Genomic DNA, 20,369 nt, shown 5'->3' on the forward strand with positions numbered 1-20,369 from the left:
CTGCCAGAGCCGCCCTACCATGCGGCCCCCGCAGGCGCGATGTCCAGCAGCACCTCGGAGATCATCTCGACCAGCAACGCCGCATTCTGCAGGGAAAACCCTGCGCTGGGGCGCAAGGACAACCGCGCCCCCTCCGGTACAGGCAGCACCAACAGGTGTTCCAGCAAGCCTGCCCGCAGCTGTCGGGCCTTCTCCGCCCCGTCCGGCGGTGCGAAAACAAGGCCGATCTCTGCCGGTGCAGGGTCAATCGTGATCCCCCGAAACGGCAGCGCCGCCAGCCGGACGGCCAGAAAGGCCAGAACCTGCGGGTCCACCGCAACCGCTCCGTCCCCCTTACGGTCCAGCTCCTCACCATAAAGCCCGTCACAACAGAGATAACGGGTCTGCGCCGCATCCCAGCCCCAAGGGCCATCACGCCGGATCAGAGAGACCGCCTCACTCATCGCCACCCACCTTTCCTCGTAGGGCCTTCACCTCGCCACGGATCGTTTTGGCCTTCAGCCGCCGCCGCTGACTGCCCTTGGTGGGCTTGGTTGCGATGCGGCGCTTCGGACGATGGGTGGCCGCCAGCACCAGCTCGGCCAGCCGTTCGCGCGCCAATTCGCGGTTGCGCGACTGCGAGCGGGTTTCCTCACAGCGGATCAGCACCGCCCCGTCCTGTGTCCAGCGCCGCCCTGCAAGCGTTTTCAGCCGCGCCTTCACCATCGCGGGCAGGTGCGGCGAGCGCTCCGCCTCGAAGCGCAATTCGACCGCCGTCGAGACCTTGTTCACATTCTGCCCGCCCGGCCCTTGGGAACGGGTGAAGCTTTCGGTGATCTCCCAGTCGGCAATCGAAATCGTATCGGTGATTCTCAACATGGCGCGAAGGTAACGCGCCTGACGGCAATAGAAAGGCCCAAGCCGCGAAAACTGCGGATATCGCGGGCGGACCACCTGCCCCGCCAATTATCAGAACGATGCCCGAGACACGCCCCCCGCGACAGCCCTTGCCGCCACCGTCTTGCAGCACTAGGCTCGGGATACCGGCGATATCGCCTCAATGAATGGTTTCTACATGCTGATCGGCATTCTCAAGCTCGGGCCTATGGCCGAGCCGCTTCGCGAAAAACATGGCCAGTATTCTGACATGTTCCAGCGCCTCTTCTCCCGCTACGATTTCACCTATCGCATCTATGATGTGGACGAAAAAGGCGAACTGCCCGCCCGTCCCGATGAATGCGATGGCTGGATTCTCAGCGGCTCGAAATACGGTGCCTATGAAGACCACGCCTTTATCCCGCCGCTCGAAGCGTTCATCCGCAAGGTCGCGGCCTCGGGCGTGCCGATGGCGGGGATCTGCTTCGGGCACCAGATCATCGCACAGGCACTGGGAGGCAAGGTCGAGAAATTTGCAGGCGGCTGGGCCGTGGGCGCACAGCATTACCTGATCGACGGCACCCCCGTCACGCTGAACGCATGGCATCAGGATCAGGTGACGCAGATGCCGGAAGGCTTCGACTGTGTGGGCAGCAATGACTTCTGCCGCTATGCCGCAATGGTCAAGGGCAACCAGATTTTCACCATCCAGCCGCATCCCGAATTCGACGATGCGCTGATCGGCGATATGCTGGCCACCCGCCGCGACGGACCGATCCCGAATGCGCTGATTGACGCCGCCGAAACAAAACTGGACGAAAGCAAGAATTCGTCGGCCATCGCCGACCGCATCGCACAGATGTTCCTTGCCGCAGAAAAAAGGAAAACCGCATGAGCGACTGGATCAAGAAATGCCCGCAGGCCGCGCAGGACTATCTGGAAGGCCGGCGGCTGGACGAGGTCGAATGTATCGTCCCCGACATCGCGGGGGTTGCGCGCGGCAAGGCGATGCCTGCCTCGAAATTCGCGCATCAGAAACATTTCTACCTGCCGAACTCGATCTTCCTGCAAACCATCACCGGCGAGTGGACGGATAACCCCTCGGGGGCCTTTACCGAACCGGATATGATCCTGGAACCCGACTTCTCGACCGCCACGGCCGCGCCCTGGACCGCCGACTGGACGCTACAGGTGATCCATGACGTCAAAGATCAGGCCGGTAATCTGGTACCCATCGCGCCGCGCAATGTGCTCAAACGGGTGGTCGATCTGTATAAGGCCGAAGGCTGGACGCCGATTGTCGCGCCCGAGATGGAATTCTTCCTTGTGGCGCGCAATACTGACCCCAACCAGCCGATCATCCCGCCGATGGGCCGCACGGGGCGGCGCGCTGCGGCCAAACAGGCCTATTCGATGTCGGCGGTGGATGAATATGGCAAGGTGATCGACGATATCTATGACTTTGCCGAGATGCAGGGGTTCGAGATTGACGGCATCCTGCAGGAAGGCGGCGCGGGCCAGATCGAGATCAACCTCGCGCATGGCGACCCGATCGAGCTGGCCGACCAGATCTTCTTCTTCAAACGGATGATCCGCGAGGCGGCGCTGCGTCACGACTGTTTCGCCACCTTCATGGCCAAGCCCATCGAGGGCGAGCCGGGGTCGGCCATGCATATCCACCAGTCGGTGATCGACACCAATGGCAACAACATCTTCTCGGACGAGAAGGGCAACGAGACGGAAACCTTCCTGCATTGCATCGGCGGGCTGCAACGCCACCTGCCTGCGGTCATCGGGTTGCTGGCGCCCTATGTGAACAGCTACCGCCGCTACATTCCGGATTTTGCCGCCCCCATCAACCTTGAATGGGGCCGCGACAACCGCACCACGGGCCTGCGCGTACCGATCTCCAGCCCCGCTGCGCGGCGGATCGAGAACCGGCTGGCAGGGATGGATTGCAACCCCTATCTGGGGCTCGCGGCGACGCTGGCCTGCGCCTATCTGGGCATGAAGGAAAAACAGCTGCCCCGCCCCGAATATCTGGGGGACGCCTATTCCGGCACCGACGAGCTGCCTGCCAACCTCGGCGATGCGCTGGACCTTCTGGCCGGTCACGACCCGATCCGCGATGTGCTGGGCGAAGAGTTCTGCATTGTCTACGAGGCCGTAAAGCGCAATGAATACAAAGAGTTCCTTCAGGTCATCAGCCCGTGGGAACGCGAACACCTGCTGCTGAACGTCTGACAAGGCCCCCGATGAACCTGCTTTTTGTCAATGATACCACGGGCGAACATGCGCCCAGCTATTACGCCGCCACCGCTTTTTCAGACAAACGCCGCCCCAAGCTGCGCGGTGCGGAAAAAGCGGATGTCGCGATCATCGGTGGCGGGTTCACGGGGCTGTCGGCGGCCCTGCATCTGGCCGAACGCGGCTATTCGGTGCGCCTTGTCGAGGCGCATCGGGTGGGCTTCGGAGCCTCGGGGCGCAATGGCGGGCAGGTCGGCTCCGGCCAGCGGCTGGAACAGGACGATCTCGAGGCCGCCTATGGCCGCGAGATGGCGCATCGGCTGTGGGAATTCGGTCAGGAAGCCAAAGGCTTGGTCAAATGCCTGATTGCCGCGCATGATATTCCGGTGACCTTCCACGAGGGCATCGTGCATGCCTGCCTGCACAAGCACGAGGTCCGCCATTCCCACCATATGGCCGAGAAACTCTCCCGCGATTACGGCTATGATCTGGTCGAACCGCTGACCAAGAGCGAGTTGCAGGAAATCCTGCCCTCCGACCGCTATAAAGGCGGCGATATCGACCGCGGTGCCGGACATCTACATCCGTTGAACTTTGCCCAAGGGATTGCCCTTGCCGCCGAAAAGGCGGGGGCGGTGCTTTACGAGGAAAGCCATGTTCAATCGGTGGAAACGGGGCCAGAGGTCACCATCACCACCGATGACGGCGTGCTGCGGGCGGAGTATCTGGTGCTGGCCTGCAACGGCTATCTGGGCGATCTCAAGCCCAAGGTCGCGGCCCGCGTCATGCCGATCAACAATTTCATCGTCGCGACCGAGCCATTGGGCGCGCGGGCTTCGGAGGTGCTGCGCGAGCATGTCGCCGTGGCCGATACGAAATTCGTGGTCAATTACTGGCGGCTTTCGGAAGATAACCGGCTGCTGTTCGGGGGCGGCGAAAGCTATGGCTACCGTTTTCCCGACATCGTGAAAACCGTGCGCAAACCGATGCTTGAGGTCTATCCCGGCCTCAAGGATATCCGGATCGACTATGCATGGGGCGGGACTTTGGCAATTACCATGAACCGCATGCCCGCCTTCATCCGCCCTGCAGGCGATAACATCCTGTCGGCCTCGGGGTTTTCGGGGCATGGGGTCGCAATGGGGGTGCTGGCGGGGCGGATCATGGCCGAAGCGATCAGCGGTCAGGCCGAGAAATTCGACATCTTCGCATCCCTGAATGTTCCGAAATTCCCCGGTGGCGCGATGCTGCGCAGTCCGCTTCTGGCAGCCGCGATGACATGGTATGCGATGCGCGACCGGCTGGGCCTGTAACGGCCCCACCAGCAACGCCCCCGGCCAGAAGGGGAATTTGCTGCGGCTCTTGTAAGCCTGCACACGGGTTGACACATTAGTTTCACTTGGCCTTAGCATACTGCTCGGGCAATGAAGCTGCAAATTGTGTCAGGAGACCCTCATGCCACGCGATGCACAGATCGCCCCCAACTGCTATGACGCCGAGCCGATCCCCGAAGCCGCCCGCGCCGAGATCGACCGCCTGCTGACCACGGGAGACCTGTTCCGCTATACCTCCGAAGGCTCGACTGTCGCGCGGCTCGAAGAGGCCTTTGCCGCCCATATGGGGGTCCGCTATGCGGTGGCTGTGTCCAGCTGTTCGCAGGCGCTGTTTCTGGCGATGAAGGCGCTGGATCTGCCTTTGGGCGCGCGGGTTCTGGTGCCGGCCTTCACCTTTGCCGCCGTGCCCTCGGCCATCGTTCATGCGGGCTGCGTGCCGGTTCTGGTCGAAGTGGGCGAGGATTTCCGCATCGACCTTGAGGATTTCGCCGCCAAGATCGCCAGCGCCGATGCCGTGTTGATCAGCCATATGCGGGGCCATACCTCGGATATGGATGCCATCATGGAACAGGCCGAGGCGCATGGCCTGCCGGTGATCGAGGATGCCGCCCATAGTCTTGGCACCCGCTGGCACAACCGCAAGATCGGCACGATCGGGCGCATTGGCTGTTTCTCTTTCCAAAGCTACAAGCTGTTGAACGCGGGCGAAGGTGGGGTGATGATCACCGATGACCCCGATCTGGCCGCACGCGCCATCATCATGTCGGGCGCCTATGAGCATAACTGGAAAAAGCACTCGGGCCTGATGACGCGCTGCGAGGCGTGGCAGAACAAGCTGCCGCTCTATAACTGCCGGATGCAGAACCTGTCGGCGGCGATCCTGCTGCCGCAGATCGGGGAGATCCCCCGCCGCGCGCGCGATGGGCTGCGCAACCATGACCATGTGGCCGCCCGTCTGGGAGAAAGCCGCTGGCTGAAGGTGCCGCCTGCTCTGCCGCCTGAAACCCGCGCGCCGGATTCGCTGCAATTCCTGCTGGCAGGGGAATGGAGCGACGACGAGGCCCGCGCTTTTCAGGCCGAGGCAAAAGCACGGGGGGTCTCGGTGTCGGTCTTCGGGCTATCGAGCGATAACGCCCGCGCCTTCTGGAACTGGCAGTTTTTGGGCGATCTGCCCGAGCTGCCCAAGACCCGCGCCATGCTGATGCGCGCCTGTGACATCCGCCTGCCGGCGCGGCTGACGCAGCCCGATCTGGAGTTCATCTCGGAGGCTCTGCTAGAGGCCGTGGCCCAAATCAAACCCGCCTGAAGAAAAAGCCGGAGCGTGAGGCTCCGGCTTTCCACTTTTTCAGACCAAATATTCGGACAGATTATTCGGCAGCATAGCCCGAGATCGCGATCACATCGCAGAACTCTTCGATGCCCCAGCGCCCGCCTTCGCGCGCACGACCCGAGGCCTTGATCCCGCCGAAGGGCGAACCCGCCCCGCGTGACTGGCCGTTCAGTTCGATCATGCCCGCCTGAAGCTGCATGGCCATGCGGCGCAGACGCTCAGGGTCTTGGGTCTGTGCATAGTTGGTCAGCCCGTATTCGGTGTCATTGGCCACTTTCACAGCCTCTTCTTCCGTATCGAAGGGCATGATCGACAGCACCGGTCCGAAGATCTCTTCGTTCATGATGCTCATATCCGGCGTACAATCGGCAAAGACCGTCGGGCGGACGTAATAGCCGCGGTTCACACCCTCGGGCAGACCCGGACCACCGGCCAGAAGGGTCGCGCCCTCGGCAATGCCCTTCTCGATCAACCCTTGGATCTTGTCGTATTGCGACTTGTTGATCACCGGACCGATATGTTTGCCATGCTCGCGCGGGTTGCCGACCTTGGTTTCCTCGGCGACTTTCTTCGCGATTTCCAGCGCTTGCGGATAGATCGCGCGCTCGACCAGCATACGCGAGGGCGCATTGCAGCTTTGGCCGGAGTTGTTGAACATATGCTTCACGCCACGTTCAACGGCCTTGTCATCGGCATCGGCAAACACAAGGTTCGCGCCCTTGCCACCCAGCTCAAGCGCGACGCGCTTCAGCGTCTCGGCGGCGTTTTTCGAGATCGCACGGCCTGCGCGGGTGGAACCCGTGAAGGAGATCATCTCGATATCCACATGGCCCGAAAGCGCGGTGCCCACGCCCATGCCATCGCCGTTCACAAGGTTGAACACGCCTGCGGGGATGCCCGCCTCATGCACGAATTCGGCGAAGAGCATCGAGCTGAGCGGCGCCTCTTCCGAAGGCTTCAGCACCATGGTGCAGCCCGCCACAAGCGCCGGCGCCACCTTCAGCGTGACCTGATTCATCGGCCAGTTCCACGGGGTGATCAGACCCACAACGCCAATCGGCTGATAGCCGATCATCGCGCCCGGAGTGCCATCGCCCAGCGGGTGCAGCCACTCGAAGGATTTCGCCGCGGTCAGGCAGTTGGTGATATGGCTGATACCGGCACCGGCCTGCGCGGCGAAGGCCAGATCGATCGGCGCGCCCATTTCAAGGCTGATCGCCTCGGCCATCTCCTGCTGGCGGGCCTTATAGACCTCGAGCAGACGCTCGACATAGGCGATACGCTCGGCGGGGGGCGTCGCGCGCCATGCAGGCAGCGCGTCCTTGGCGGCCTTGACGGCGACATCGACATCGGCACTGGTGCCAAGGCTGATAATGGCGCAGGCTTCTTCGGTGGACGGATCAATGACGTCGTGGTCGCGCGGGGCCAGCGGCGCAACCCATTCACCATTGATGTAAAACTGACGTTTCTCGATCATGAGCAGACTCCTATTTCGCGCGCAGCCTGTCTGAAAGCGGCCAGAGACGCAAGGGACCGAAAGCGCATTCCGCCATGCAAAGCGGGAATAGAGCCGTGCAAATTTGCGCAATTCAATGGCACAGGCTGGGCAAAGCCGGAGGCTGCGCCTATATCTGGGGCAGAGATTTCAGATGGAGGACTCTATGGGACTGCGCATCAACGATATCGCCCCCGATTTCACCGCGCCTTCGACCGAAGGCGAGATCAAGTTTCACGATTACATCGGCGATGGCTATGTCGTGCTGTTCTCGCATCCGCGTGACTTCACCCCTGTTTGCACCACCGAATTCGGCGCTGTCGCACAGTTGGCCGATGAATGGGCCAAGCGGAACACCAAGGTTATCGGTGTGTCGGTGGACACGGTCGAAGAGCATGTGAAATGGAAAAACGACATCGAGTCCTTCTCGGGCGCGAAAGCCGGTTTCCCGATCATCGACGACACCTCGCTCAATGTGTCGAAAGCCTATGACATGCTGCCCGCAGATTTCTATCTGCCCGAAGCCAACCGCACCCCCGCCAATACCGCGACCGTGCGTACCGTCTATATCATCGGGCCGGACAAGAAGGTCCGCCTGACGATGACCTACCCGATGTCGGTGGGCCGCAACTTCGCCGAGATCCTGCGCGCGCTGGATGCTGTTCGGGCAACCGATGGCGTGCCGTTTGCCACCCCCGCAAACTGGGTGCCGGGGCAGGACGTGATCGTGGCGCTTTCGGTGTCGGATGACGATGCCAAGGCGAAATACGGCGATCTGGATATCAAGCTGCCCTATCTGCGTTTCGCAAAACAGCAGAACTGAAACACGGCACATGATTTAAAAAAGCCCGCATCGATATGCGGGCTTTTTTATGGTCTTGGCTCAACTGCGCGGCTCGGGCAGGCCGTAATGGCCCATCATGCCCGCGATTGCCTGATCATTGCCCCGCGTCTCTTCGTTGATATTGAAGGACTTCAGGCTGACCTCCTGCGAGCCCGGCCATTCGATGATCCGCGTCCGCCCCCCGACATGCCGGATCAGCGTGCCCTGCATCCGTGCCATCCAGTAAAGCCAGACATCATCGGCCATCGGCGCGAGCGTCATGAACAGCTCTTTGCGCGTCACATCCTTATACAGGCTATGGGGCGGGTAAAGCACCCCATGCACCCCCGTCAGAAACACATCCGCGGCGCTTTCCGTTTCCGAGATATTCTTTTGCCACGCGCCATAGGGCAGAGGCTGCCCGTCCCTAACCGTAAACCGATGGGCGCGGTGCACCATAATCTGGCGCGGAGACGCCTTGGCGGCCTCGACCAGCCGCTCCAGCCAGTCGCGAGGGTAATAGACATCGTCATCGAAGGTCACGATGGTCGCCTCCGGATAGGCCAGAAGCGTCGGGATGATCTTCATATACGAGCGCAGGAACTCATGGCTGCGGATACTCAGTCCCGGCAAGGCACGGATGGCAGGCGGCAGTTGTTCTTCATGGCCGGGTTCCAGCCACAAGATAACCTCGTCAGGAGCAACGCTCTGCGTCAGGATCGAGCGCAGCGTGATCTCCAGCGAGCCGAAACGTGGCGGATAGCTGGTCAGCGACACGATCAGGCGCCCCGCCAGCCCATGCGGCATGCCCTGCCCCTTGCGAGACAGAACCTCGCGCCGTGCCTTGGCCACGCGCCTGCGCCATTTCAGATAGCGAAACCAGTTCGGCTCAGCCATTCGGGGCCTCCCATGCCTGTTTCAGCCAAGAGACATCCCCGATCCGGCGATACCATTTCCCGCCCCGCCCGTTCAGCGCATCGGTCATTTTGGGATTGCCCGCGAAACAGACGATCTTGGCGCCCTCCGGCAGCGTGGGATCGGCCAGATAGCTTTTCAGCCCGCGCGGCACGCAATCATTCTTGAAACTCACGCACCAGCCCTTGGGCCAATAGGCCAGATGACCATGCTTTGCCAGTTGCGCCGACTGGAACTGCTGGCTGATCTCGTAATCACGGGTCGCGGCCTCGGGATCGGCCAGATAGGCGTCAAGGATATAGCCATGCGCGCCGATTTCGTAACGGAAGACCGAGCTGTTGCCGACCGAATGCAGGAAGGCATCGCGTTCGGCATTCACCTTGCGCAGGGGCTTGTGCCGGAAAAGATCATCGTCGCGGATGATGCGGAAGGGGCCGTCCAGCTCGAAAAACGCATCGAGCGGCCCCACGATCACCTGATCAAGGTCGAGAAACAGCGCCGTCCCCGATAGCCCCGCCAGATCCTCGCGAAACAGCGCCAGCTTGCGCCAACGGGTGTCGGTCTTGCCCTTCGCCAAGCCCAACTCGGGCAAAGGCAACGCCTCGATCCGGCTGTCCAGCCCCGAGGCATCATCGGTAAAGCAGATGAACCGGTGCGGGCGGCCCAGATGCTGCCGCACCCCCGCCGCCAGCCGGTTGACATATTCGGGACCATAGAGCGTGCCCCATTTCATGGTGAGGATCAGCACCGGATCGGTCATCCCGCTCTCCCTAGAGATTTCAGTTCTTGTCCCAGACCGCGACCTCATCGCGGATTGCGGGCGGAAACTCGGCTTCCAGCCCCAGTTCAAGGATCTTGGCCCGTGCCCCGATCATTTCAGCCACCCGCTGTTTTTTCAGGAAAGGAAAGCCCAGAGACCGCATCACATAGGGATGCAGCGCCGTAGAAAAGACAAAAAGATTGGTTGCCTCGATCTTGTCGCTCAGCGCATCACGGATCTGAAGCGCGGTCATATCCCCCCGCTCGAGAAGCGGCTGGATAATCCGCGCATCATGGCGCTTCACGCTGCATTGCAGGCGCAAGATCGCGTCCATCATCTCTTCATCGTCGAGATTGATCAGGAAATCGCGCACCTCTGCCCAGCTATGCAACCCGCCAACGCTGAAACCGAGATCCGCAAAATGGTTGGCAAGTTTCAACTCGCGCATCTTGATCACAAGGCGCTTGTCATTAACGATCGACATCTTGCGCCAATACCGGTCAAATCGCGGGTCCTGCACAACCTTCTGCGAGAAGCGGAAGAAATAGGACTGCACATGGGTCCGGTGATGGTTTCCCGCCTTCCGGTGCCGCCAGTCCAGATCGACAAACAACCCCCAGACATCTTCGGGCGCAGCACGGCTTTGGTCGATCACATCGGAGTCTTCCGAAAGCGGGAACCACATACTGTCATTCATGACATAGAGGTTGCGCGGGGCCATCTTGCGGTCGAGAACCTGCAAGACGCCCTCGCGATAGCCACCAAAATCATAGCCGATATTCGGGCGCTCCACGATGAGACGGGTCAGCGGGGAAAGCTTTGCCTTATCGGCATCGGAGATCTTGGTATTCGAGACCAGAACCACCGACAGCCCCTGCTTGGCCAGCCAGTCGAGTTGCCAATAGGTCGACGCCAGAATGCCTTTAGGCTGATAGACCAGCAAAACGACCACATCCTGCGTTGCGACCTGCTGCCCTTCGATCACATGAACCTTACGACTGCGCTGCAAATCACAGATCATGCGCGTCACATGCCCCCAGTAGGGCATGAACTTGAAATAAATCTGACGCCCGAGCCGTTTTATTTCACGAACAAATTTTTCCGAGGGGGTTTTCTTGGGCGGCAAATAGGATGTCTGCGTCACTGTCCTGCTCCACAGGCCATTGCACGAAAGCGCGCGGGGCAAAGGGCCTGAAATAGTAAATGAGGGGCATGAACCACGCCCCTCACAATCATCGAAAAGCGCAGATCAGTCTGCTTTTTCTTCTTTTTTCTCCGGCGCGATTTCTTCGCCGGTTTCTTGGTCGACCATCTTCATGCCAAGGCGCACCTTGCCGCGATCGTCGAAGCCCAGCAGTTTGACCTTCACCTCTTGACCCTCTTTGAGGATATCCGAGGGGTGGTTCAGGCGCTTGTTGGCGATCTGCGACACGTGGACGAGGCCGTCACGCTTGCCGAAGAAGTTCACGAAGGCGCCGAAATCGACGAGCTTCACGACTTTACCGGTGTAGATCTTGCCTTCTTCCGGCTCTGCCACGATCGAATAGATCATGTCATAGGCCTTCTTGATGGCTTCACCATTGGCCGAGGCGATCTTGATGATGCCGTCGTCATTGATGTCGACCTTCGCGCCCGAGGTTTCCACGATCTCGCGGATGACCTTACCGCCCGAGCCGATCACTTCACGGATCTTGTCGGTCGGGATCTGCATCGTTTCGATGCGCGGTGCGTGCTCGGAGAACTCGGTGCGGCCCGCGGACAGCGCCTTGTTCATCTCGCCCAGAATGGTCATACGGCCGTCTTTGGCCTGCGCCAGAGCCTGCTCCATGATCGCGGGGGTGATGCCTGCAACCTTGATGTCCATCTGCAGCGAGGTGATGCCGTTCTCGGTACCCGCCACTTTGAAGTCCATATCGCCAAGGTGGTCTTCGTCACCCAAGATGTCGGTGAGCACCGCATAGCGACCGTCGTCTTCAAGGATCAGACCCATCGCAACGCCTGCCACCGGAGCTTTCAGCGGAACGCCCGCATCCATCATCGACAGCGAGCCGCCGCAGACCGAAGCCATCGAGGAAGACCCGTTCGATTCGGTGATCTCGGAGACAACGCGGATGGTATAGGGGAAGTCGGTTGCTGCCGGCAGCACCGCTTGCAGCGCGCGCCATGCCAGCTTGCCGTGACCGATTTCACGACGGCCCGGCGAGCCCACACGGCCAACTTCGCCCACCGAATAGGGAGGGAAGTTATAGTGCAGCAGGAAGTTCGAGCGGTAGTTGCCTTCCAGCGCGTCGATGATCTGCTCGTCATCGCCGGTGCCCAGCGTGGTCACGACCAGACCTTGGGTCTCGCCACGGGTGAACAGAGCCGAACCGTGGGTGCGCGGCAGGATGCCCACTTCCGAGGTGATCGGACGCACGGTGGTTTTGTCACGACCGTCGATACGGGCGCCACCATTGATGATGTCACCGCGCAGGATGCCCGATTCCAGCTTCTTGATCGCCGAACCGAGATTCGCGTCTTCGCGATCTTCTTCCGACAGCGCTTCTTTAATTGCGGTCACGGCAGCAGAGATCGCATTCGAACGCTCTTGCTTGTCCTTGATCGCGAAGGCGGCGCGCATCTGGGTCTCGCCAGCCGCTTTGACCTTGCCATAAAGCTCGTCATAATTCGGCGGAACGAAGTCGAAGGGCTCTTTCGCGCAGGCTTCGGCCAGATCGATGATCAGGTCCAGAACCGGCTGCATCGCGTCATGGCCAAACTTGACCGCGCCGAGCATTTCTTCTTCCGACAGCTCGTAAGCTTCGGATTCCACCATCATAACGGCGTCTTTGGTGCCTGCGACAACCAGATCGAGGCGCTGCTCGGGGTTGTTGCGCAGTTGGGTCATGTCCTCGCATTCGGGGTTGAGGATATATTCCCCATCCACGAAGCCAACACGGGCCGCTGCGATCGGGCCCATGAAGGGCACGCCCGAGATGGTCAGAGCCGCCGAGGCCGCGATCATCGCGACGATATCGGGCTCGTTGACCAGATCGTGGCTGAGCACGGTGCACATGACCAGAACTTCATGCTTGAAGCCCGGAACGAACAGCGGGCGGCAGGGACGGTCGATCAGACGCGCGGTCAGCGTCTCTTTTTCCGTCGGGCGTGCTTCGCGTTTGAAGAAGCCACCCGGGATCTTACCGGCTGCATAATATTTCTCTTGGTAGTGAACCGTAAGCGGGAAGAAATCTTGACCCGGCTTCGGTGCCTTGGCGAAGGTCACATTGGCCATGACCGAGGTTTCGCCCAGCGTGGCGATCACGGTTCCGTCGGCCTGACGTGCCACCTTGCCGGTTTCCAGCGTCAGGGTCTCTTCGCCCCACTGGATGGATTTTTTCGTAACGTTGAACATTCAGCGTATCCTGTCTGGAAACCTCACAGGCGTATCCCGTGGGCTCCCGTTTGCATGGCGGCCCCATTGCCGCCGCCCCTCTATCCTGTGCATGTGCCCCGGGGGCTCGGGCGTCACGTCTCAGATGCCTCGCCTCATACAGGAAAATGCGGCTTATGAAAAGCAATCCTTGCATGCCCTCTGCCGCTCTTCGGGAAAGGCGGCTGCCAACGTTCCCCGTGAAACATTGCCCCAATGAAAAAAGCCGCAGCAAATGCCGCGGCCTTTTCCTTTTTCTGTGTCGCGCCTTATTTTGCGCGGTATTCGCCGGCATCCCGTGTGATCAGCGTCACCACGACAATAGCAACGAAAGCCGCCACAAACCCCGGAATGATCTCGTAAAGACCGGTCGACGCCGCCAGACCCGAATAGATCCAGAAGATCACCGTTCCGGCACCGACAACCAGACCGGCCAGCGCGCCTGCCCCGTTCATGCGCGGCCAAGTCAGCGCAAGGATCACCAGCGGGCCAAAGGCCGCACCGAAACCGGCCCAGGCATTGGACACAAGCCCCAGCACTTCGGAGCCCGGATCACGGGCGATCCAGATCGCGACCGCGCCGACAAGAACCGTCGCCAGACGCCCGACATTCACCAGAGCGCGGTCGGAGGCGGTACGATTGAGCACGATGCGGTAGAAATCTTCCGAGATCGACGAGGCCGAAACCAGAAGCTGCGAGGACACGGTCGACATGATCGCCGCCAGAAGGGCTGCGTAGAGGAAGCCGGTGACCAGCGGATGGAACAGCAGGTTCGACAGCAGGATGAAGATGGTCTCGGGGTCATCAACGGTGATGCCGTTGCGCTCTACATAGGCGCGACCGAAGATCCCCACGCCGATCGCCCCCAGCAGCGAGATTGCCATCCAGCCCATGCCGATATTACGGGCCTTCGGTACATCCGCGACCGAGCGCACAGCCATGAACCGCACGATGATATGCGGCTGGCCGAAATAGCCCAGCCCCCATGCCATCGCCGAGAGCCAGCCAATCGCGGTCAGGCCATGCGTCATCGACAGATAGCCCTCCTGCATATCCGACAAGCGTGCCGCAGCCTGATCAACGCCATTGCCCTGCCCCATATACAGGATCACGGCAGGCATGATGATCAGCGCCAGCATCATGATGAAGCCCTGCACGAAGTCGGTCAGCGACACGGCAAGGAAGCCACCGATGACCGTATAGACCAGAACGATGCCCAGCGTGATGCACACGCCCACCATATAGTCACCGCCGAAGGCGCTGGCATAAAGCTTGCCGCCGCCGACCAGGCCCGACGCCGTATAGACCGCAAAGAACACCACGATGATGATCGCGGACACCATGCGCAGCGCGGTGGCATGGGTCGGGAAGCGGTTGGCAAGGAAAGCCGGAATGGTCAGGCTGTTGGAATAGCGCTCGGTCTGCTCGCGCAGGCGCGGTGCCACGATGATCCAGTTGAACAGCGCCCCGATGAACAGGCCGATGCCGATCCAGGCTTCGACCAGACCCGATGCGTAAAGTGCGCCCGGCAACCCCAGCAGGAGCCAGCCGCTCATATCCGAAGCGCCCGCCGACAGGGCCGCAACCGACGGCGGCAGATCACGGCCACCCAGCATATACTCTTCGGAATTCGATGTGGATTTACGCCATGCGTAAACGCCGATGCCCAGCATCAATGCAAAATAGGCGATGAGACTGATCCAGATACCGATACTCATCAATTCCCCCTCTGTTTTTCGTTACGGGTCTCTTGCACGGACCAGCCAAAAAACGAAGAAAAAAGACATAACACACAGCTAGATCATGCAAATAAGTCAAATAGACCATATGGCACACTCACATTGGTCACTATGATCAGATATTGGGCTGATTTGGTCGATTTGCACTTTTGTCAAAATGCCAAAATTTTCAGCATATCTTTGCATAATGATTCGCCAGACCGCGCAAAAAGAAAACGCCCGCTGAAACCAGCGGGCGTCCCGATCCTTACAGACCAGCGCGAGGCGCTTAGCGACGGATACCCAGACGCTCGATGAGCGATTGGTAACGTGCTTCTTCTTTGCCCTTCAGGTAGTCCAGCAGCTTACGGCGCTGAGCAACCAGCATCAGAAGGCCACGACGCGAGTGGTTGTCCTTCTTGTGGGTTTTGAAGTGCTCGGTCAGGTTGGCAATACGCTTGGTCAGGATTGCAACTTGCACTTCGGGCGAACCGGTGTCGCCTTCTTTGGTTGCATATTCTTTGATCAGGGCGTTCTTGTCTTCGACGGTGATCGACATCGGAATCTCCTTGGTTAAGGGTGGGGGCACAAGCCGGGATGTCGTCCAGCAAGGTCCATAAAACACGCTCTCTTGCAAAAGCGATGGGCGCCTTTACACCGAATCCGCTCAAAAATAAAGGGGCAATCAGCCAAAGCCGGTCTGCTGTTCGAAAACAGCACGGGTAACCAGTTGCAGATCTTCCAGCGAGAGCCCCTCTGCCCCCTGCACCTGCGCCACGCGCTGGCCGTCAAGCGTCACCCATGTGCCCTGTGCATCCTCTTCCAGTGTCAGGCTGGGCGAAAGCGACTGCGCCGGATCATAGACCACAAGGAGACGGTCCTCTTGCGCATCGAAATCGGAAATCACGGCAGGGCGATCGGCTGAAATCCAGGACCCGAGTGCAAAACTGTCCGCATCTTCCCCGCCAGAGAGACTGTCGCCGCTGCCCGCCACAAGCGTGTCGGCCCCCGTGCCGCCATTCAGATAATCCGCGCCATCCTGATCCTCCTCGGGATCGGACGCACCGATCAGAAGATCATCGCCGCCATTGCCATCCAGCTCGTCCGCACCGGCCCCGCCATGCAGCGTATCCTGCCCCGCCCCGCCTTGCAGGACATCATCGCCCGCGCCCCCCGAAAGGAGATCATCGCCTTCGCCGCCCTGCAGACAATCCTCGCCCGCCTCACCCGACAGCGTGTCCTGCCCCGGCCCGCCACGCAGAAGATCCGCCCCGTCCGCGCCCCGCAGGCTGTCATCGCCACGCTCTCCCGACAGGGTGTCCTCTCCCGCCTCGCCCCAAAGGGCGTCATCGCCCTCGCTGCCCCAAAGCTGGTCGTCGCCCGCACCGCCATACAGGCTGTCATTCCCGCCATAGCCGTTGATCTGGTCATCGCCCCCGGCCCCGCTGACATGGTCATCCTCCGCACTGCCGGACAGGATCTGGTCTTCGACCACAGCATCGGCCGAAGCCTCGTCCGCTTCGGGAGCGGCAAGATGGTCCTCCTCCGTGTCCTCCGAACGGTGACTGCCCACAAAAGCCGCCCCTGCACCGGCCATCAACAGACCGACCAACCCTGTAAAGAACAACATCCCATTCTCCTCGCGGCACCTGCGCGCGAGAACATTACAGCAACACCCGCAGATTCCCTAAGGGCAAAATAAGCGGTGGTGATGAAAAATCCACGGATGGTTAAGTCAGGCCCAGAGCACCGGCTGCTGCGCATAACCGATATAGAGCGGATGTTTCGGCGCACCGGCCTGCGTCAACCCAAGATGATAGAGCGCCCGATCCGCCCCGCGCAGCAGCGCCTCCACCGCCGCTCCGCGCCCCAGATGCGCGCCATGCGCCCCCCATGCGCAGATCACACGGTCCTGCGGGCCGGACACCCAGTCGAGGCTCTCCAGAATGGCACGGTCGTTTTCGGGGCCGACAGGGTCGGGCTGGGCGCGCATCACCTTGGGATCGGTCGCGCGATAGGCGAAGATATTGGTCACCCGAAAGGCACCAAAGCCCAGAACCCGCGCGCGCCTCTCGCAGCGTTCGACGGTCGGGTCGTTCTGCACCTCGGTCGCGGTCGAGGGGTTGAGCATGACAAACAGCGCCCTCGGCCCCTCGGGGTCCCAGACACGGGTGAGAAGATAACGATACTGCTCGTCGTCGGAATAGACCGCCACCGAGGCCGCATCGCCTTTCAGGAATTCACGCGTAATCATGGGGCATCCTCTCGCCAAGGAAAAGGCCGGAGGAGATCCACCGGCCCGTCAGGTTACAGGTTGAACACGCGGCTCGGGTGCAATTCGCCCGCCTTGTAGACCCCCACGGCCAGGGGCACGCCCTCATAGGACACCCAAGCCTCGTCACCATATTCGCAGGCCGAGGCCAGAACCATGCCCGGATTGCCATTGCGCAGACGGACCGCGCCATCGGGTGTGCATTTCAGCTCGGGCAGGTCGGCCAGACCGATCTCCAGCGGCAGGACCTTGGCATCAAGCTCGGGCGTCTTGGCAAGCTGGTCAACCTCGTCAAGGCTGACCCCCTGCGCCGCCTCGAACGGGCCGGACCATTCGCGCCGGAGCCAGAGCACATGGCCCAAGCACCCCAGCGCCTGCCCCAGATCGCGGGCGATCGAGCGCACATAACCACCCTTGCCACAGACCATCTCAAGCTCGATCGTATCGGCATCCACGCGCGAGACCAGTTCGAGGCTCTCGACCCAGAGGGGGCGCGCGGCCAGTTCCATCTCCTCGCCCTTACGGGCCAAGGCATAGGCACGCTCGCCATCCACCTTCACGGCGGAAAACTGCGGCGGCACCTGCATGATATCGCCGGTGAATTGCGGCAGAGCGGCACGGATCTCGTCATCGCTCGGGCGCGTCTCGGAGGTCTCGATCACCTCGCCCTCGGCATCATCGGTATTGGTGGCCGCCCCAAGACGCACCTGAAAACGGTAGCATTTATCGGCATCGGTAATATAGGGCACAGTCTTCGTGGCCTCGCCCAGGGCCACGGCCAGAACCCCCGTTGCCGCAGGGTCCAGCGTGCCCGCATGGCCCGCCTTCTTCGCGCCAAGCGCCCAACGCACCTTGTTGACAACGGATGTCGAGGTCATCCCCGCAGGCTTGTCGATGATCAGCCAGCCCGAAACATCGCGACCTTTTTTACGTGCCATTGCCTTGTCCGCCCTTCGCTTGCGCCCGTTTGCAAGGCGTCCTGCTAGCCGAAGGGGGACGGATGGTCAACCGGCCCCTATCCGGCCCTTATTCAGACTGTGATGCAGCAGGCTTGGCCGCGCGCACCAGCCCGACAATCGGCCCCATCGGCACACCGAAATCGGCGCGGTTTTCCGACGGATCGACCAACCGCGAGATCTTGCCATCGAAATAAAGCGCATTGCGTGCGCCCAGCTTGTCGCGGAACAGGCGCGCGAACAGGTGGAAGTTCACCGGCGTTTCGGAAATGGCGAACCACGCGTGCTGGCCATCGGCAGACACACCCACCCCGTTACGGATGTTCAGACTATCACTGTCGGGCAGAAACTTCGGATGCAGAGCCCCGTCGATCACCAGCATCGGCCCCGATTGCGTCGCGTATTTGCACGCGGGCGGATTGTCGCGATAGCTGCGCGATTCGATAACCTGCAGCCGGTCCTCGCCGATGCAGAAAACCCCGTTCGGCAGCAGGCCGAAATTGCCCGGCCCCTCGGAGGTCACAATCGGACGTTCTTCCCGCCCCTGCTCCACGAACAGCCCCACGGGGCGGCGATCCGCATGATACATGCCCGCATTCATCGCGAAGGCCAGAACCTCGTCCGGCTTGAGCTGCTCGGTCAGGCGGTCGGGCGTGCCGATCAGCGCGCCCTGCGGATCATTCCACCACAGCCGCAGATCATCGCCAGCCTCCGCCTCGCAGACGGTAAAGACGGCCGAGTCGAACTCGACCCGATGGCACGGGTCATCGGAGGCCGCCAGAACCGGCCCCGCCCCCATTGCCAGAACTCCCAGAAAGGCGAGTTCAGTCCAGATCTTCGTCATCTTCGTCATCGTGACGGGCCACATCGCGCTGCACCTTCTCATCCGAGAACAAACGGCGGGTTTCATCCATGCGGTCATAGGTCTCGTCCAGACGGAACCGCAGATCGGGGGTGAATTTCAGGGTCAGGCTCTTGCCCACCATATGGCGGATCTCGCCCTTGTTGCGGGCCAGCGCCTTGATCAGGCCTTCCTCGCCCTTGCCGCCCAGAGGGGTAACATAGGCGGTCGCGACTTTGAGATCGGGCGAACAGCGCACCTCCCCCACCGTCACGGACACGCCGGACAGGTCGGGATCATGCACATCGCCGCGCAGCAGGATGTCAGACAACGCACGACGGATCAGCTCGCCCACGCGGAGCTGCCGTTGAGAGGGCCCTTCGGCCGAAGTGAAGCGGTTCTTTGCCATACTCCGCACATACTCATTTGCCGCGTCTCGTGCAATGGCCGCGTGGCCCCTGTGCGCGGCGCAAGGTCGCATGAGGCTTTGCCAAGCCCCTGCCCGCAGGATAAGCAAGAGCCCAACTGAAAGGCCAATAACGAAAGAGAGAACCATGGGTGAACTTCCGGGCATCGTCATCACCGGCGCGTCGGGCCGTATGGGGCAAATGCTGATCCGCAGCGTCGTGGCGTCGGATAAGGCGCGCCTTGTGGGCGCGGTCGTGCGGGCGGGCCATGACTGGGCCGGCCGCGATCTGGGCGCGCTGATGGGCTTGGGCCACGGCGTCGTGGTGACCGACGATGCGCTTGAGGCCTTTGCCAAGGCGCAGGCGGTGATCGATTTCACCACGCCCGAAGCCACGCTGGAATTTGCCGAACTGGCAGCCCAGGCCCGCGCGACCCATGTGATCGGCACCACGGGCTTTACCGACGCCCAGCTCGAGGCGCTGAAGCCTGCCGCCTTCCACGCCGTGCAGGTGCGCGCAGGCAATATGAGCCTTGGGGTCAACCTGCTGACCCAGTTGACGAAAAAGGTTGCTCAGGCGCTGGATGAGGATTGGGATATCGAGGTGATCGAAGCCCACCATAACCGCAAGGTCGATGCGCCCTCGGGCACTGCGCTGATGTTGGGTGAGGCCGCCGCCGAAGGCCGTGGCATCACGCTTGCCGACCATAAGGAATCGGGGCGCGACGGCATTACAGGTGCGCGCGAGAAAGGCGCCATCGGGTTTTCGGCCATTCGTGGCGGCGATATCGTGGGCGAACATGACGTGCTGTTTGCCGGCATGGGCGAACGGATCGTGCTGCGCCATATCGCCACCGACCGCGGCATCTTTGCCCGTGGCGCGGTGAAGGCCGCGCTCTGGGGGCAGGACAAAGACCCCGGTCAATATGACATGATGGATGTGCTGGGGCTTTAAGCCCCACGCGAACCGCAAGGCGGGCCAATCTGCCGCATGGTGAGACCCAA

General features: G+C 61.3%; 20 protein-coding genes. 6 read left to right on the top strand and 14 right to left on the bottom strand.

All coding sequences use genetic code 11. The features are described from left to right. Positions 1-14 precede the first annotated feature (14 nt). Complete coding sequence (locus WDB86_RS08885; protein ID WP_406735717.1) at positions 15-443, bottom strand: hypothetical protein; 429 nt, start codon at positions 441-443, stop codon at positions 15-17. Continuing rightward, complete coding sequence (gene arfB / locus WDB86_RS08890; protein WP_406737035.1) at positions 436-858, bottom strand: alternative ribosome rescue aminoacyl-tRNA hydrolase ArfB; 423 nt, start codon at positions 856-858, stop codon at positions 436-438. The genes WDB86_RS08885 and arfB overlap by 8 nt, the downstream gene beginning before the upstream one ends. A gap of 181 nt (positions 859-1,039) precedes the next feature. On the opposite strand from arfB, the gene WDB86_RS08895 reads away from it, so the two are divergent. From WDB86_RS08895 to WDB86_RS08910, 4 genes are all read left to right on the top strand, one after another. Further along, positions 1,040-1,750: a type 1 glutamine amidotransferase gene (locus tag WDB86_RS08895; protein ID WP_339108826.1), complete on the top strand. Its 711-nt coding sequence runs from the start codon at positions 1,040-1,042 to the stop codon at positions 1,748-1,750. Further along, a complete protein-coding gene (locus tag WDB86_RS08900; protein WP_339108825.1) occupies positions 1,747-3,099 on the top strand; it encodes a glutamine synthetase family protein in 1,353 nt (450 codons plus the stop codon). Before WDB86_RS08895 ends, WDB86_RS08900 begins: the two co-directional genes overlap by 4 nt. Positions 3,100-3,110: 11 nt before the next feature. Next, on the top strand, positions 3,111-4,415 hold the full coding sequence (locus WDB86_RS08905) for an NAD(P)/FAD-dependent oxidoreductase (RefSeq protein WP_406735718.1): 1,305 nt from the start codon (positions 3,111-3,113) through the stop codon (positions 4,413-4,415). A 142-nt stretch (positions 4,416-4,557) separates the two neighbouring features. Next, entirely contained in the window at positions 4,558-5,742 is a 1,185-nt protein-coding gene (locus tag WDB86_RS08910; RefSeq protein WP_406735719.1) for a DegT/DnrJ/EryC1/StrS family aminotransferase, read from the top strand. Between the two features lie 61 nt (positions 5,743-5,803). Here the strand turns inward: WDB86_RS08910 and WDB86_RS08915 are convergent, their stop codons facing one another. Beyond that, positions 5,804-7,243, bottom strand: a complete 1,440-nt coding sequence (locus WDB86_RS08915) for an aldehyde dehydrogenase family protein (protein ID WP_406735720.1) — start codon at positions 7,241-7,243, stop codon at positions 5,804-5,806. A 184-nt stretch (positions 7,244-7,427) separates the two neighbouring features. On the opposite strand from WDB86_RS08915, the gene WDB86_RS08920 reads away from it, so the two are divergent. Further along, positions 7,428-8,084, top strand: coding sequence for a peroxiredoxin (locus WDB86_RS08920; protein WP_406720171.1), 657 nt, complete (start codon positions 7,428-7,430; stop codon positions 8,082-8,084). Positions 8,085-8,144: 60 nt separating this feature from the next. Here WDB86_RS08920 and WDB86_RS08925 read toward each other — a convergent pair whose 3' ends face one another. The 11 genes from WDB86_RS08925 to rbfA form a co-directional block, all read right to left on the bottom strand. Next, on the bottom strand, positions 8,145-8,981 hold the full coding sequence (locus WDB86_RS08925) for a glycosyltransferase family 2 protein (protein ID WP_406735721.1): 837 nt from the start codon (positions 8,979-8,981) through the stop codon (positions 8,145-8,147). Beyond that, a complete protein-coding gene (locus WDB86_RS08930) occupies positions 8,974-9,759 on the bottom strand; it encodes a hypothetical protein (protein ID WP_406735722.1) in 786 nt (261 codons plus the stop codon). Before WDB86_RS08930 ends, WDB86_RS08925 begins: the two co-directional genes overlap by 8 nt. Positions 9,760-9,778: 19 nt before the next feature. Continuing rightward, positions 9,779-10,780 carry a rhamnan synthesis F family protein gene (locus tag WDB86_RS08935; protein ID WP_406720170.1) on the bottom strand — a complete coding sequence of 334 codons (1,002 nt, stop codon included), beginning with the start codon at positions 10,778-10,780 and terminating at the stop codon, positions 9,779-9,781. A 228-nt stretch (positions 10,781-11,008) separates the two neighbouring features. Continuing rightward, a complete protein-coding gene (gene pnp / locus WDB86_RS08940) occupies positions 11,009-13,153 on the bottom strand; it encodes a polyribonucleotide nucleotidyltransferase (RefSeq protein WP_339108817.1) in 2,145 nt (714 codons plus the stop codon). 287 nt (positions 13,154-13,440) lie between these two features. Continuing rightward, a complete protein-coding gene (gene putP / locus WDB86_RS08945) occupies positions 13,441-14,889 on the bottom strand; it encodes a sodium/proline symporter PutP (protein WP_339108816.1) in 1,449 nt (482 codons plus the stop codon). Between the two features lie 289 nt (positions 14,890-15,178). Then, positions 15,179-15,448 (bottom strand): 30S ribosomal protein S15, encoded by a 270-nt coding sequence (gene rpsO / locus WDB86_RS08950; RefSeq protein WP_339108815.1) that lies wholly within the window; start codon positions 15,446-15,448, stop codon positions 15,179-15,181. 126 nt (positions 15,449-15,574) lie between these two features. Further along, entirely contained in the window at positions 15,575-16,519 is a 945-nt protein-coding gene (locus WDB86_RS08955; protein WP_406735723.1) for a calcium-binding protein, read from the bottom strand. Between the two features lie 105 nt (positions 16,520-16,624). Further along, on the bottom strand, positions 16,625-17,143 hold the full coding sequence (locus WDB86_RS08960) for a DUF1643 domain-containing protein (protein WP_339108813.1): 519 nt from the start codon (positions 17,141-17,143) through the stop codon (positions 16,625-16,627). A gap of 53 nt (positions 17,144-17,196) precedes the next feature. Continuing rightward, the gene (gene truB / locus WDB86_RS08965) at positions 17,197-18,099 is read right to left on the bottom strand and encodes a tRNA pseudouridine(55) synthase TruB (RefSeq protein WP_406720166.1); all 903 of its coding nucleotides are present in this window, start codon (positions 18,097-18,099) and stop codon (positions 17,197-17,199) included. 88 nt (positions 18,100-18,187) lie between these two features. Continuing rightward, entirely contained in the window at positions 18,188-18,961 is a 774-nt protein-coding gene (locus WDB86_RS08970) for a phosphodiester glycosidase family protein (protein ID WP_406735724.1), read from the bottom strand. Beyond that, positions 18,942-19,367 carry a 30S ribosome-binding factor RbfA gene (gene rbfA / locus WDB86_RS08975; protein WP_339108810.1) on the bottom strand — a complete coding sequence of 142 codons (426 nt, stop codon included), beginning with the start codon at positions 19,365-19,367 and terminating at the stop codon, positions 18,942-18,944. The genes WDB86_RS08970 and rbfA overlap by 20 nt, the downstream gene beginning before the upstream one ends. 145 nt (positions 19,368-19,512) lie before the next feature. On the opposite strand from rbfA, the gene dapB reads away from it, so the two are divergent. Next, positions 19,513-20,319, top strand: a complete 807-nt coding sequence (dapB, locus tag WDB86_RS08980) for a 4-hydroxy-tetrahydrodipicolinate reductase (protein ID WP_406735725.1) — start codon at positions 19,513-19,515, stop codon at positions 20,317-20,319. Positions 20,320-20,369: the final 50 nt, after the last annotated feature.

The sequence above is a fragment of the Thioclava sp. GXIMD4215 genome (assembly GCF_045291555.1).
Classification (GTDB): domain Bacteria; phylum Pseudomonadota; class Alphaproteobacteria; order Rhodobacterales; family Rhodobacteraceae; genus Thioclava; species Thioclava litoralis.

Bases quoted from the DNA above. Each gene is read 5' to 3' on its own strand.
- rbfA (WP_339108810.1), bottom strand. From the start codon at position 19,367: ATGGCAAAGAACCGCTTCACTTCGGCCGAAGGGCCCTCTCAACGGCAG.
- WDB86_RS08930 (WP_406735722.1), bottom strand. From the start codon at position 9,759: ATGACCGATCCGGTGCTGATCCTCACCATGAAATGGGGCACGCTCTAT.
- WDB86_RS08970 (WP_406735724.1), bottom strand. From the start codon at position 18,961: ATGACGAAGATCTGGACTGAACTCGCCTTTCTGGGAGTTCTGGCAATG.
- WDB86_RS08915 (WP_406735720.1), bottom strand. From the start codon at position 7,243: ATGATCGAGAAACGTCAGTTTTACATCAATGGTGAATGGGTTGCGCCG.
- pnp (WP_339108817.1), bottom strand. From the start codon at position 13,153: ATGTTCAACGTTACGAAAAAATCCATCCAGTGGGGCGAAGAGACCCTG.
- WDB86_RS08900 (WP_339108825.1), top strand. From the start codon at position 1,747: ATGAGCGACTGGATCAAGAAATGCCCGCAGGCCGCGCAGGACTATCTG.
- WDB86_RS08955 (WP_406735723.1), bottom strand. From the start codon at position 16,519: ATGTTGTTCTTTACAGGGTTGGTCGGTCTGTTGATGGCCGGTGCAGGG.
- WDB86_RS08885 (WP_406735717.1), bottom strand. From the start codon at position 443: ATGAGTGAGGCGGTCTCTCTGATCCGGCGTGATGGCCCTTGGGGCTGG.
- rpsO (WP_339108815.1), bottom strand. From the start codon at position 15,448: ATGTCGATCACCGTCGAAGACAAGAACGCCCTGATCAAAGAATATGCA.
- arfB (WP_406737035.1), bottom strand. From the start codon at position 858: ATGTTGAGAATCACCGATACGATTTCGATTGCCGACTGGGAGATCACC.
- WDB86_RS08905 (WP_406735718.1), top strand. From the start codon at position 3,111: ATGAACCTGCTTTTTGTCAATGATACCACGGGCGAACATGCGCCCAGC.
- WDB86_RS08895 (WP_339108826.1), top strand. From the start codon at position 1,040: ATGAATGGTTTCTACATGCTGATCGGCATTCTCAAGCTCGGGCCTATG.
- WDB86_RS08960 (WP_339108813.1), bottom strand. From the start codon at position 17,143: ATGATTACGCGTGAATTCCTGAAAGGCGATGCGGCCTCGGTGGCGGTC.
- WDB86_RS08925 (WP_406735721.1), bottom strand. From the start codon at position 8,981: ATGGCTGAGCCGAACTGGTTTCGCTATCTGAAATGGCGCAGGCGCGTG.
- WDB86_RS08920 (WP_406720171.1), top strand. From the start codon at position 7,428: ATGGGACTGCGCATCAACGATATCGCCCCCGATTTCACCGCGCCTTCG.
- putP (WP_339108816.1), bottom strand. From the start codon at position 14,889: ATGAGTATCGGTATCTGGATCAGTCTCATCGCCTATTTTGCATTGATG.
- WDB86_RS08910 (WP_406735719.1), top strand. From the start codon at position 4,558: ATGCCACGCGATGCACAGATCGCCCCCAACTGCTATGACGCCGAGCCG.
- WDB86_RS08935 (WP_406720170.1), bottom strand. From the start codon at position 10,780: ATGATCTGTGATTTGCAGCGCAGTCGTAAGGTTCATGTGATCGAAGGG.
- dapB (WP_406735725.1), top strand. From the start codon at position 19,513: ATGGGTGAACTTCCGGGCATCGTCATCACCGGCGCGTCGGGCCGTATG.
- truB (WP_406720166.1), bottom strand. From the start codon at position 18,099: ATGGCACGTAAAAAAGGTCGCGATGTTTCGGGCTGGCTGATCATCGAC.